The following is an 11,765-nucleotide window of genomic DNA, read 5'->3' on the forward strand; positions in this document are numbered from 1 at the left end:
AGACAGAAAACAGCGCAAACTGTCCCTAAATACGGGCAACGCGGCATCAAGATGCGTGTCGTCCCATAAATAGGCACCAAATTCAATTCGCCAACGCCTTTTCGGTTTCACAAAACCGTAAAACCTTGCCTTTCGTGGCTGCCATGCAACCGTTCAGCGTGTGCGGCGCCCCATTGCCTGCATCGCGCACCCCTGCTAGGCGCGCGGGCTTCTAGGGACATCTTGTGCGTGGCGGATTAAACCATGCACGCTGAGCAATATCTGAACAGTCAAACGAAAGACGAAACGATCATGGCCGAAGAAGGCGACGTTCTCACGAATCTCGACAATCCCGGTGCGGGTGCAAACGGCGCGGACAATCAGCCTGCTGCCGGCATCATCACGCAGTATGTGAAGGACCTGTCGGTCGAAAACCCGAACGCGCCGGACGTGTTCCAATGGACCGATGCGCCCAAGGTCGACGTGCAGTTCAACATCGGTGCGCAGCCCAAGGGCGAGCAGGTGACCGAGGTCGAGCTGAAAATCAACATCACCGCCTCTTCGGCCAAGGGCACCGCCTACATCGTCGAGCTGTCCTATTGCGGCCTGATCGGCATCCGCAACATTCCCGAAGAGCAGGCCCACGCGTTCCTTTTCGCCGAAGCTCCGCGCATGCTCTTCCCCTTCGCCCGCCGCGTCGTCGCCGATGCCGTGCGCGATGCCGGGTTCCCGCCGCTGATGGTCGATCCGATCGACTTCAACGGCCTGTACATCCAGCAGCTTCAGGCGAAGCGCGCACAGGAAGCCGCGGCTGCTGGCAACGCCCCCTCGCCCACCGGCGACGCGTAAACCCGTAACCGTGCGGGCCTGATCGCCATGAGCCTGCTCAAGAATGTCGGCACGATCGGCTCGCTCACGCTGGTGAGCCGCGTGGCCGGCATGGCGCGCGAAATGATTTTCGCCCGCGTGCTCGGTGCCAATGAGGTGACCGATGCGTGGTTTCAGGCCTTCATCATCCCCAACGTGTTCCGTCGGCTGTTTGCCGAAGGCGCGTTTTCGGCCGCTTTCGTGCCGATGTTCTCAAAGCGCCTGCACGGGGCGGAAACCCCGGAGCAGGGGCTGGGGGAAGCGCGCAGTTTCAGCGCCGATGTGCTTTCCGTTTTCCTGCCTGTGCTGATCGCGCTGGTGGCGGTGTTAGAACTGGCGATGCCGGGGGTGATCTGGCTGCTGTCGGAAAAGCCGGCTGATCCGCAAACCTATCCGCTGGCGGTCGATTTTGCGCGGATCATGTTCCCCTACATCATACTTGTCAGCCTGGTGACGCTGTTCACCGGAATGCTCAATTCGGTTTCGCGGTTCGCACCGGGGGCGAGCTTTCCGATCATTCTCAACATCGTGCTGATTGCCGCGTTGCTGACGGGCGAATGGTTTGCATCCAATACCGGGGCAAGCGTCGAACAGGTCGCCTACGGCATTGCATGGGCGGTGACAGGCGCGGGCGTGATGCAGCTGGCATGGCTGTATTACTGGGTCCGGGTCGAAGGGTTCGAGGTGAAGATGCGGCTGCCGCGCATCACGCCGGAAGTGAAACGGCTGGGCATCATCGCCCTGCCCGCAGCCATCGGCGGCGGCGCGTATCAGATCAACACGCTGGTGCAGCTATACTTCCTCAACCAGCTTGAGGACGGATCGGTCAGCTACATGAATTATGCCGACCGGCTGAACCAGTTGCCGCTGGGGATCATCGGCATTGCCCTGTCAACCGCGATCCTGCCGACGCTGAGCAAGTTCGTCGGGACCGGCAACAAGGAAGGCGCGGACCGGATCCAGTCGGATGCGATCGAACTGGCAATGCTGTTGACGATCCCGGCCGCGGTCGCGCTGGCGATTTGCGCCGAGGCGTTCGTCACCATGATATTCCAGGGCGGACGCTTCGATCTGGCTGATGCGGCGTCCACCGGGCAGGTGCTGGCCGCGCTGGTGATGGGCCTGCCCGCCTATGTGCTGGTGAAGGTGCTGGTGCCGAATTTCTACGCCCGCGCCGATACGCGCACCCCGGTTGTGGCGGCGTTCATTTCTCTGGCGGTGTTCATCACCTTCAACTTCGCACTGCTGGACACTTACGGGGTTGTCGGCGTCGCCTTTGCCAGCGTCATCGGGGCGTGGATCAACGTCGGCTTCCTGCTGGTGGTGCTGGCCATGCGCGGACATTACCGCGTGCCCGGCGTGCTGCTGTTCAGGATTTCGCGGCAGGTGCTGGCCGCCGCCGCCATGGGCGCGGTCTTGTTCTTCACCAGCGATGTCCTGACGGGCTGGTATTCCGCCGGGCTGTTCGCGAGGCTCGGTGCGCTGCTCGCGCTCGTGGGAGCGGCGGTGGTGGTCTATTTCGGCATCGCTTTCGCAGTCGGCGCGATTGACCGTCAGCGCATCGCTACGCTGACCCGCAAACAGGCTCCCCCGGCGCCCGAGTGATCTTGCCCCCGTGGGCGGCTGTGCTATTGGCTGGGGCCATGACTGGTTCGCATCTCTTTTCAGGTTCAGCCCCGGCACGCTTCGTGCTGCGCGGGCGGGCGGCCTGGCGATGGCTTGCAAGCTCATGATCTGAGCACCGCAGCTTCAATCCAGTTACAAAGAGAGTATCCCAAAATGAGAGTCGTTTCCGGCATCCAGCCGACGGGCAAGCCGCATCTCGGCAATTACCTCGGCGCTATCGTCAACTATGTGAAGCTTCAGGATGAAGCCCATGCGGCGGGCGGCGAATGCTTCATCTTCCTTGCCGACCTGCACGCGATCTCGCAGCCTCACAGCCCCGCCGAACTGACGCAGAACACACGCGAAATGGTCGCCACGCTGGTCGCCTGCGGAGTGGACCCTGCAAAGACCGTGCTGTTCAACCAGGCGCAGGTTCCGGCCCATGCCGAACTGCAATGGCTCCTCAACGGCACGGCGCGCATGGGCTGGCTCAACCGTATGACGCAGTGGAAGGACAAGGCGGGCAAGAACCGCGAAGGCCAGTCGGTCGCGCTGTTCACTTACCCCGTGCTTCAGGCTGCAGACGTGCTGCTGTATCAGGCAACGCATGTGCCGGTGGGAGAGGATCAGAAACAGCATCTGGAGCTCGCCCGCGACATTGCGCAGAAGTTCAACAATGATTTCTGCAGCGAGGACGCACCTCTGTTCACCCTGCCAGAACCTTACATTCCGCCCGCCGCGGCGCGGATCATGTCGCTGCGTGACGGATCGGCCAAGATGTCGAAATCCGATCCTTCGGACATGAGCCGCATCAGCCTGACTGACGATGCCGACACGATCATGAAGAAGATCAAGAAGGCAAAGACCGATCCCGAACCCCTGCCTTCGGAAGAAAAGGGGCTGGAGGAACGGCCCGAAGCGAAGAACCTGGTCGGCATCTATGCCGCGCTTACAGGCCAGACTGCGGAGCAGGTGCTCGTCGAGCATGGCGGGCAGGGTTTCGGTGCGTTCAAGCCTGCCCTGGGCGAAGTGCTGATCGAAACGCTCGCGCCCATCAACGCGCGCTTCATGGAGCTCAAGGACGATCAGGAGGCGCTCGACGCGATCCTTGCACGCGGGGCTGCGCAAGCACGCGAGCGCGGCACTCCCACGCTCGATGCCGCATACAAGGCGCTGGGCCTGGTGCGCGGCTGACCGTTCCCGACTTGCGTTAAAGCGTGGTTCAGCCCGCAGTGTTACCTTGTTTCATCGCAGTGGCAGGTCGCACAACAGGGTCACCGGCCGGAATTCCGGCGCGCATGGGGTAGGGCAACAGGTCGTTGGTTTACTGGAGTTCGACGCCGGGCGTCCCAACGACGCGCTGGCGGATTGACTGAGGATATGCCATGAACATCCGTGAAATGACCAAGCACTCTACCCCCGTGAGTCGCACCCTCCGCCTTGTTCTTGCAGGCGCGCTGGCTGTCGGCCTTTCTGCATGTGCCCCATCGTTCAATGCGGACGTTTCGCGCTTTCAGGCGCAACTGCCTGCGCCGCAGGGCCAGAGCTTTGCCGTCGTCGCGGACGATCCGGCGCTGGCTGGTGGTCTTGAATTCGCGATGTATGCCGATCTGGTCGCCGCCGAAATGGCCAAGCTGGGTTACAATCGCGCAGCATCGCCGGAAACGGCGAACCTGCTGGTGCGGTTCGACTATGATGTCGATAACGGGCGTGAACGCGTGCGCACCACCGGCTTTGCGGGCGATCCGTTCTTCGGCCCGTGGGGCGGCTTTGGCGGCTTCGGTTTCCGTCGCAGCTATGCCTTCGGCTTCTACGATCCGTTCCTCGCCGGGCCGGAAGTGCGCAGCTACACCGTCTACACCAGCGGTGTGGAAATGAAGATCGACAATGCCGCCACGGGTGAACGCCTGTTCGAAGGGCAGGCGCAGGCCGTGTCCCGTTCGAACCGGCTGCAAAGCCTCGTGCCGAACCTTGTCGACGCGCTGTTCACCGATTTTCCGGGCAACAATGGCGAAACGCTGCGGATCACTATCCGCGAAGACGGAAAGAGCGTAAGACCGACCGATTGAGCCGGCAGCAGATCATACCCTTGGATGGGACGGAAAGGGCGGCGCAAGGGATCAGCGCCGCCCTTTTTGATTCTGGGTGCCCGCATTAGAAAGGAGCAAGATGAGACCGATGTTCCTGACCTGCGCGGGTTTGCTGGTCGCCCTGCCCGCCACCGCATGGGCCGACGAGAAGCCTGTTCCGATTTCTCCAAAAAAGTGGTTCACCGCCCACGATCTGCGCTGTTCCTGGCATGGCTGTGGCCGAGAGGGTACCGTCCGATTCGAATTGTCAGTTAGCGAAGAGGGCAGAGTAACGGGATGCCGGATCATCGAAGGCAGTGGTGATACTCAAACAGACCAGAATACCTGCCGAGTTCTGGAAATTCGCGCGCGGTTCACCCCAGCGACGGATAGCTCGGGCAAACCGGTCGCAAGCACCTATTCTTCAGCAATAAAATGGGTGATCGACCACAACCCGCCAGAAACGGTGCAGCCGCTGCCAACACCGGTAGACTAAAGCTTCGCGTGTCCGCCGGTTGATCCGAAGCCGCCCGCGCCGCGCTCGGTCGCGTCGAGTTCGTCCACTTCGGCCCATGCCGCCTGCACCACCGGGGCGAGGACCAGCTGCGCCACCCGGTCTCCGCGCGCGATGGCGAAGTCTTCGGTTCCGTGGTTGATCAGCAGCACTTTCAATTCGCCGCGATAATCGCTGTCGATGGTGCCGGGCGTGTTGGGCACGGTGATGCCGTGCTTGAAGGCAAGACCCGAACGCGGACGCACCTGAATTTCGTAGCCTTGCGGAATCGCCATCGAAAGGCCAGTCGCCACCGGATGCCGTGCGCCCGGGGCAATCGTCACGTCTTCCGCGCTGACGACATCCATGCCCGCCGCGCCATCGGTAGCATAGGCGGGCAGCGGCAGGCCTTCGCCATGGGGTAGCCGCTTCAGCTCCACCTTCACCTGTGCACTCATTGCTCGGCCCCTGCAGCAAGTGCATCAGCCATTTTCTGCATCAGAGCCATCGCAACCTCGCCCTTGGGCATTTCGTCGAGGCTTTCGACGCCATCGGCGCTGACAATGTGAACCCGGTTGGCATCACCACCCATCACATCGCCCGAAACGTCATTGGCGATGATCCAGTCGCACGCCTTGCGCTTGCGCTTCTTCTTGGCGTTTTCGACGACGTTTTCGGTTTCGGCGGCAAAGCCGATCACCATCGCCGGCCGGTTTGACGCCGCCGCGAGATTGGTGAGGATATCGGGGTTTTCCGTCAGCATCAGCGCAGGCGGGGCGGAACCGCGCTTCTTGATCTTCTCTTCGCGATATTCCTTGGGCCGCCAGTCGGCCACCGCGGCCACCATCACGGCGGCATCGCAAGGCAGCGCGCGTTTGACGGCGGTGCTCATTTCCTCGGCGCTTTCGACATCGACCCGTTCGACACCGGCCGGGGTCTTGAGCGCGACCGGCCCGGCGACCAGCACGACATCCGCGCCCAGTGCGGCGGCGGCAGCGGCAATGGCAAAGCCCTGCTTCCCGCTCGAACGGTTGGCGATGTAGCGCACCGGGTCGATCGATTCCCAGGTCGGCCCTGCGGTGACGAGGATCTTGCGACCTTCAAGCGGCCTATGTCCGGCATCCAGATTGAACTCGGCGGCGATGTCGCCTTCGTCGGCTTCGATCGCCTCGGCCTTTGCAGGAGCCGCCTGCTTGGCCGCGATCTTGGCAGGGGCGGGTTTCTTCGCCTCGACCTCTTCGGGGTCATCGACCACTTCAGGCGCGGATTTGCGATCATCGACTTCGTGATTGATCGCCTCTGAATCCGTCGGCGGTGCAGCCCCGGCCTTGCCCTTGGTCGCGAGCGGCGAGCCTTCGAAATCGGGATTGAACTCGATGTCTTCTTCCTCGACCAGTTCGGCTGCCTCGGCATCCTCTGGCAGTTCGTCGAGGCCCAGCGCGGCCATTTCGGCTTCGATCTCTTCGGCGCTGCGCTTGGCAGTGGAGCGCGGAATGATCCGCGACAGCAGCCCGCCAAGACCGCCCCCGATGACGCTGTCATCCTCGGGCTCCAGCGCCTCGTTCGCGTCATTCGCAGCCACAGGCGCGGGGGTTTCGTCTTCGACCTCGATCCCGAAATGCGCGGCGACCGCGCGCCAGATGGCATTGGGTTCAGGCAGGCGGCCATAGCCGAATTCACCGCAGGCCATCGCCCCTTCATCGGGGTGCAGCACGGTGACGCCCGCATCCTTCAACCATTCAACATTGCGCTGGGTCGATTCGTGTTCCCACATCTTCACGTTCATCGCGGGAACCGCCATCACCGGCTTGTTGGTGGCGAGGATCAGAGTGGTCGCGAGGTCATCGGCAATGCCCGCCGCCATCTTCGCCATCAGATCGGCGGTGGCCGGGCAGACCACAATCAGATCGGCTTCGCGCGACAATTCGATATGCCCCATCTCGACCTCGTTCTTGAGATCGAACAGGCTGGTGTAGACCTGATTTTCGCTGAGCGCCGCGAGTGACATGGGGGTGACAAACTGTTGCCCGCCCTTCGTCACCACGCAGGTAACATCGGCCCCGCCCTTGCGCATCAGTCGGACAAGCTCGCACGACTTGTAGGCCGCGATCCCGCCACCCACGACCAACAGCACCTTTGGTCCCGTTGAAGCCATCCCCGTCACACTCCTCACCACGCCATCAAACGGCGTTTCGCAAACTCCCTAGCGCCCTGCCCTAGCCGCGCCAAGTCCAGCCTACGCCTTGCTCCACGATGGTTAATATTGTGCTTAGAAGCGGGCGTGGCCATAAGCGGGCGCGAGAGGGGATTATCCATGATTATCGCATTGCGCATCGCGCTGGCCCTGCTGGGCGTGCTGTTCGTTTCGATGGGCTTCGGCTTCCTGACCGATCCGGTCACTGCCGGGGGCGATTTCGGCCTCGTGGCCGATGGGGCGCAGGGCCTGTCCAGCATCCGTGCGGATTTCACCGCGTTCTTCTGGGTATCGGGCGGCGCGTTCCTGCTGGGAGCGTGGAAGCGCAATGGCGACATGCTGCTCGTCACTGCGGCGTTGATGGGGATCACCTTGGCCGGGCGCGCAGTCAGCCTTGCGCTCGATGGCACATATGAGGCGTGGTTCCTGCCTATGACGGTCGAGGCGCTGGCCGTGGCCCTGGCACTGATCGGCAGCCGGGTCTTGCCGGAAAAGGCTTAAAGCAAGCCCGCGAGTGTGGCTGCGTAAACGGCGCCCGCACCTGCCAGTCCGGCGATGAAATAGCCCAGCCATCCGCCGCCCGATCCTTCGCGGCGATCGGTCAGCAGCTTGATTTCCGGCAGCGGCGGAGGTTCCGGCGCGCCGCCCTTGGGCGGGAATTTCTCTTCCAGCCGCCGGATCAGGCCCGGCAGGCGGAATAGCGTTTCGGTGTCTTCCTTGATTCGGTCGGCAACCGCCGCTTCCGGCCCCAGCTCGTCGCGGATCCAGCTGCGCACATAGGGTGCGGCAGTGTCCCACATGTTGATGTCAGGGTTCAGCTGCGTCGCGATCCCTTCGACCATCACCATCGTCTTCTGCAGCAGCAGCAGGTGCGGCTGGGTCTGCATGTCGAAATCGCGGGTGATCGCGAACAGCCCGTCGAGCATCTGGCCGACCGACAATTCCTTCACCGGCTTGCCGCGCATCGGTTCGCCCACGGCGCGCAGCGCGGTCGCGAATTCACCGACTGAATGATAGCTCGGCACATACTGCGCCTCGAAATGGATTTCGGCGACGCGCTTGTAGTTGCCAGTGGTCAGGCCATAGAGGATTTCGGCGAGCCATTGGCGCGCGCGCCGGTCAATCCGGCCCATGATGCCGAAATCGATGGCAACGATGGTGCCGTCCGCTTCGACGAACAAATTGCCCTGATGCATGTCGGCATGGAAGAAACCTGCGCTGATCGCCTGAGTCAGGAAACTGATCACCAGCCGTTCGGCAATCGCTTCAAGATCGTGTCCGGCGGCGACGAGTTCGTCGCGCTTGGAAATCTTGATCCCGTCGACCCATTCGATCGTCATCACCCGGCCATTGGTGCGATCCCAGTCGATTTCGGGAATGCGATAGCCGCCTACGCCGTTCATTTCCTCGGCCAGTTCGCTGGCGGAGGCTGCTTCGCGGCGCAGATCGAGCTCGGAATTGGTCCAGCGCTTGAAATTGGCGATGGTCAGGCGCGGGCGCAGGCGCATCGCCTCCCCGCCCATCGCCTCGACATGGGCGGCGGCCCATTCATAGGTCTGGATGTCGCGCGCGAATTTCTCGCGGATGCCTGGGCGCAGCACTTTGACGGCGACCTTGCGGCCGTCCGTGGTGATACCGCGATGGACCTGCGCGATCGAGGCCGCGCCGACCGGGTTCGGATCGATTTCGGAAAACAGCGCCTCGATCGGCTGGTCGAAACTCGCTTCGATCGCGGCCTTGATCTTATCGAAGGAAACCGGCGGCAGATTGTCCTGCAGGCTCAGCAGATTGTGCGCCGCCTCTTCGCCGACCAGATCGGGCCGGGTGGCCAGCGATTGCCCCAGCTTGATCGCGGCCGGGCCGATGGCGCGGAATGCCCCGGCGTAATCGCGCGTGCCCTTCTTCGAAGTGAAGGTCGCCAGCCGTGCAAGGCGCGCGAGCCGCCGGACGGGTGCTGGTGCGTTCGGGTCTTCCTCGATCCCCACCAGCGCGCGGCGGCGGGCCAGCGTGATGCCCCACCGCGCAAGGCGGAAAAGATGCGTCGCAGGAGCGGTCATGCGCTCAGACTTTCCATCCCGAATGGATCGCGACAGCACCGCCAAGGATGATCTCGGCCTTGGTGTTCACAAATCCGGCCGAGCGGATCATCGCCTCGAATTCGGGCGCTCGGGGGAATTTGCGGATCGATTCGGCCAGATAGCGATAGCTTTCGGTGTCGCCCGCAACGACCTGCCCCATGCGCGGCATCACGTGCATGGAGTAGAGATCGTAAATCTCGCGGAAGCCCGACCAGTCGGTGACGGAAAACTCCATGCAGAAAAACCGTCCGCCGGGCCGCAGGACGCGATAGGCCTCGGCCAGCGCCTTGTCCTTGAAGGTGACGTTCCGGATCCCGAAGACGATGGTGTAGGCATCGAAGGTGTTGGAGGCGAAAGTCACTTCCTCGGCGTTCTGGTTCGAAAAGACGAGGCTGCCTGCGCCTTCTGCCTCGTCGCGCTCCATCGCGCGCTCGGCCCCGACATCAAGCATGTCCTGATTGATATCGGCCACGGTGACATTCGCACCCCGATCAGCCATGCGGAAAGCGATGTCGCCCGTGCCGCCGGCCATATCGAGAATATTCTCACCCGGTTGCGGTTTTACCCGCTTGACGAAACGGTCCTTCCACCCGCGATGCATGCCGAAACTCATCACATCATTCATGATGTCGTACTTCTTCGCCACGCTGGTGAAGACCTCGCCCACGCGCCGGGTCTTTTCCTCGGGGGTGACGTCTTCATAGCCGAAGGAGACGGTTCCGCCTTCGCCGTCGGTCATTTGGGTGCTGTTTGTCATACCGACCCCCTAGATGGAATTGTGCGACGCGCAAAGGGTGATAAGGGCATGAACATGCCTGAATTGCCCGAAGTCGAAACAACGGTCCGCGGTCTGGCGCGGTTCCTTGACGGAGAGCGGATCGAGCGGGTGACGCTCAACCGCGCCGATCTGCGCCGCCCTTTCCCGCCTGAACTGGTGCAGGTGATGACGGGCGCGCAGGTGACGGGGCTGTCACGTCGGGCGAAATACGGGTTGATCCATCTCGATCGCGGCGCGACCATGATCTTCCATCTGGGCATGAGCGGGCGCTGGCGGATCGATCCCGAGCAGCCCGAAAAGCACGATCACCTGTTGCTGGAAACAGCCGGCCACAGCTTCGCGCTGCACGATCCCCGACGGTTCGGATCGGTCGATCTGGTCACCACCGATACGCTCGACGCATGGCCGCAATTCGCCGCGCTCGGCCCGGAGCCGCTGGGGCCGGGCCTGACCGCCCGCCACCTAAAGGCCGCGCTCAAGGGCAAGGTGCAATCGATCAAGCTGTGCCTGCTCGATCAGCGAATCGTCGCGGGGCTTGGCAATATCTATGTGTGCGAAGCGCTATGGCGCGCAGGTATCCGCCCCACCAAGCCCGGTGGCAAGGTCACGGGGCCGCAGCTTGAACGGCTGGTACCGGCGATCCGCGACGTGCTCGAAGCCTCGATCCGCGACGGCGGCTCGACCTTGCGCGATTATGCCGCTCCCGACGGGGAATTGGGATATTTCGCGACCTCCTTCGACGTTTACGGTCGCACCGGGGAGCCGTGCCGCCGCGCCGATGGCGGAACGATCAGCCGCATCGCGCAAGGTGGGCGCAGCACCTGGTTCTGCCCGAAATGCCAGAAGTGAGGGATTTCTTGACGATTCGCGCTGCCGCGACTATGTGCGCCGCTTTCCGGCGGTGAATCGCCGTTTTTCGGACAAATCCAGATTTCATCCGGTCGCCTGACGCGGCCCGAACAGAACGCGAGACAGAAAACAGTTATGGCCAATACGCCGCAAGCCCGTAAGCGCATCCGTCGCAACAATCGCCGCGCCGAAATCAACGGTGCGCGCATGAGCCGCATCCGCAGCTTCGTGAAGAAGGTCGAAGCCGCATGTGAAGCTGGCGACAAGGATGCAGCGGCTGCTGCGCTGAAGGCTGCTCAGCCGGAACTCGCCCGCGGCGTGGCTCGCGGCGTGATGCACAAGAACACCGTCGCGCGGAAGATGTCGCGCCTGACGAAGCGGGTTGCCGCTCTCTGATTCGGCACTCGCGCCCGTGATTCGGGCGCAGCGCTGACAAAATCCATGCTGTCTTCGGACAGCCAATACGGTTAAGGGTCGTGTCTGCGGGCGCGGCCCTTTTGCTTTGCGACGAATGTGACAGCGACGCGGGCCAAGAATGTCAGGAATTCCCGCGATTCGCGCCGCCTGAATTGGCCATATCCCGATTTTTCAATGACTTGAACGGAAGTCTGCGGGGTTGCGCCGAGTCAACAAGAATATTTAAATTTTATTGCAATTCCGCGCTTGCGCTCATCGGCTGCCGGGGCTTTAGTTGCCTCTCACCCGGAGCGGGACAGTCCGGGGGTCTTACAGAGTAGGCGACGGGTCACCCTCGAAACATGCGTTCGTGGGCACAGGGAAGCTATGCCTGTCTAAGCGTCGATAATACTTCCTAGAAGCAATTCCGGGGGACAGGGGAGTGTTGGGGAAGCAC

Annotated in this window: 12 protein-coding genes; 8 read left to right on the forward strand and 4 right to left on the reverse strand. The window is 62.5% G+C overall.

Features of this window, described 5'->3' with window-relative positions:
• The first annotated feature begins 291 nt into the window (after nucleotides 1–291).
• The 5 genes from secB to L1K66_RS16370 all read left to right on the forward strand — a co-directional run bounded on the left by secB (nucleotide 292) and on the right by L1K66_RS16370 (nucleotide 5,016).
• Nucleotides 292–828, forward strand: coding sequence for a protein-export chaperone SecB (gene secB / locus L1K66_RS16350; RefSeq protein WP_252260540.1), 537 nt, complete (start codon nucleotides 292–294; stop codon nucleotides 826–828).
• A gap of 27 nt (nucleotides 829–855) precedes the next feature.
• Nucleotides 856–2,451, forward strand: a complete 1,596-nt coding sequence (gene murJ / locus L1K66_RS16355) for a murein biosynthesis integral membrane protein MurJ (protein ID WP_252258880.1) — start codon at nucleotides 856–858, stop codon at nucleotides 2,449–2,451.
• A 174-nt stretch (nucleotides 2,452–2,625) separates the two neighbouring features.
• Nucleotides 2,626–3,645, forward strand: coding sequence for a tryptophan--tRNA ligase (gene trpS, locus L1K66_RS16360; RefSeq protein ID WP_252258881.1), 1,020 nt, complete (start codon nucleotides 2,626–2,628; stop codon nucleotides 3,643–3,645).
• A gap of 191 nt (nucleotides 3,646–3,836) precedes the next feature.
• Nucleotides 3,837–4,520, forward strand: a complete 684-nt coding sequence (locus tag L1K66_RS16365; RefSeq protein ID WP_252258883.1) for a DUF4136 domain-containing protein — start codon at nucleotides 3,837–3,839, stop codon at nucleotides 4,518–4,520.
• A 100-nt stretch (nucleotides 4,521–4,620) separates the two neighbouring features.
• Complete coding sequence (locus L1K66_RS16370; protein ID WP_252258884.1) at nucleotides 4,621–5,016, forward strand: energy transducer TonB; 396 nt, start codon at nucleotides 4,621–4,623, stop codon at nucleotides 5,014–5,016.
• Here L1K66_RS16370 and dut read toward each other — a convergent pair.
• Both dut and L1K66_RS16380 read right to left on the reverse strand, forming a co-directional pair.
• Nucleotides 5,013–5,471 carry a dUTP diphosphatase gene (dut, locus tag L1K66_RS16375; protein WP_034955486.1) on the reverse strand — a complete coding sequence of 153 codons (459 nt, stop codon included), beginning with the start codon at nucleotides 5,469–5,471 and terminating at the stop codon, nucleotides 5,013–5,015. The two genes, L1K66_RS16370 and dut, sit on opposite strands and share 4 nt — an antisense overlap.
• Nucleotides 5,468–7,168, reverse strand: coding sequence for a bifunctional phosphopantothenoylcysteine decarboxylase/phosphopantothenate synthase (locus tag L1K66_RS16380; RefSeq protein ID WP_252258885.1), 1,701 nt, complete (start codon nucleotides 7,166–7,168; stop codon nucleotides 5,468–5,470). Before L1K66_RS16380 ends, dut begins: the two co-directional genes overlap by 4 nt.
• A gap of 159 nt (nucleotides 7,169–7,327) precedes the next feature.
• Between L1K66_RS16380 and L1K66_RS16385 the strand changes: the two genes are divergently transcribed.
• A complete protein-coding gene (locus tag L1K66_RS16385) occupies nucleotides 7,328–7,708 on the forward strand; it encodes a DUF4345 family protein (protein ID WP_252258886.1) in 381 nt (126 codons plus the stop codon).
• Here L1K66_RS16385 and ubiB read toward each other — a convergent pair.
• Nucleotides 7,705–9,264 carry a 2-polyprenylphenol 6-hydroxylase gene (gene ubiB, locus L1K66_RS16390; RefSeq protein ID WP_034955492.1) on the reverse strand — a complete coding sequence of 520 codons (1,560 nt, stop codon included), beginning with the start codon at nucleotides 9,262–9,264 and terminating at the stop codon, nucleotides 7,705–7,707. The genes L1K66_RS16385 and ubiB overlap by 4 nt on opposite strands.
• Before the next feature lie 4 nt (nucleotides 9,265–9,268).
• A complete protein-coding gene (locus tag L1K66_RS16395; RefSeq protein WP_407931960.1) occupies nucleotides 9,269–10,042 on the reverse strand; it encodes a class I SAM-dependent methyltransferase in 774 nt (257 codons plus the stop codon).
• Between the two features lie 54 nt (nucleotides 10,043–10,096).
• Between L1K66_RS16395 and mutM the strand changes: the two genes are divergently transcribed.
• Complete coding sequence (gene mutM / locus L1K66_RS16400) at nucleotides 10,097–10,912, forward strand: bifunctional DNA-formamidopyrimidine glycosylase/DNA-(apurinic or apyrimidinic site) lyase (protein ID WP_252260542.1); 816 nt, start codon at nucleotides 10,097–10,099, stop codon at nucleotides 10,910–10,912.
• A 135-nt stretch (nucleotides 10,913–11,047) separates the two neighbouring features.
• A complete protein-coding gene (gene rpsT / locus L1K66_RS16405; protein ID WP_034955495.1) occupies nucleotides 11,048–11,308 on the forward strand; it encodes a 30S ribosomal protein S20 in 261 nt (86 codons plus the stop codon).
• Nucleotides 11,309–11,765: the final 457 nt, after the last annotated feature.

Source organism: Erythrobacter aurantius (genome assembly GCF_023823125.1).
Taxonomy (GTDB): Bacteria; Pseudomonadota; Alphaproteobacteria; order Sphingomonadales; family Sphingomonadaceae; genus Erythrobacter; species Erythrobacter aurantius.

What these genes read in the sequence shown, in the direction of transcription:
- L1K66_RS16370 (WP_252258884.1), top strand. Translation starts at nt 4,621, where the DNA reads ATGAGACCGATGTTCCTGACCTGCGCGGGTTTGCTGGTCGCCCTGCCC.
- murJ (WP_252258880.1), top strand. Translation starts at nt 856, where the DNA reads ATGAGCCTGCTCAAGAATGTCGGCACGATCGGCTCGCTCACGCTGGTG.
- trpS (WP_252258881.1), top strand. Translation starts at nt 2,626, where the DNA reads ATGAGAGTCGTTTCCGGCATCCAGCCGACGGGCAAGCCGCATCTCGGC.
- rpsT (WP_034955495.1), top strand. Translation starts at nt 11,048, where the DNA reads ATGGCCAATACGCCGCAAGCCCGTAAGCGCATCCGTCGCAACAATCGC.
- mutM (WP_252260542.1), top strand. Translation starts at nt 10,097, where the DNA reads ATGCCTGAATTGCCCGAAGTCGAAACAACGGTCCGCGGTCTGGCGCGG.
- dut (WP_034955486.1), bottom strand. Translation starts at nt 5,471, where the DNA reads ATGAGTGCACAGGTGAAGGTGGAGCTGAAGCGGCTACCCCATGGCGAA.
- L1K66_RS16365 (WP_252258883.1), top strand. Translation starts at nt 3,837, where the DNA reads ATGAACATCCGTGAAATGACCAAGCACTCTACCCCCGTGAGTCGCACC.
- ubiB (WP_034955492.1), bottom strand. Translation starts at nt 9,264, where the DNA reads ATGACCGCTCCTGCGACGCATCTTTTCCGCCTTGCGCGGTGGGGCATC.
- L1K66_RS16385 (WP_252258886.1), top strand. Translation starts at nt 7,328, where the DNA reads ATGATTATCGCATTGCGCATCGCGCTGGCCCTGCTGGGCGTGCTGTTC.
- secB (WP_252260540.1), top strand. Translation starts at nt 292, where the DNA reads ATGGCCGAAGAAGGCGACGTTCTCACGAATCTCGACAATCCCGGTGCG.
- L1K66_RS16395 (WP_407931960.1), bottom strand. Translation starts at nt 10,042, where the DNA reads ATGACAAACAGCACCCAAATGACCGACGGCGAAGGCGGAACCGTCTCC.
- L1K66_RS16380 (WP_252258885.1), bottom strand. Translation starts at nt 7,168, where the DNA reads ATGGCTTCAACGGGACCAAAGGTGCTGTTGGTCGTGGGTGGCGGGATC.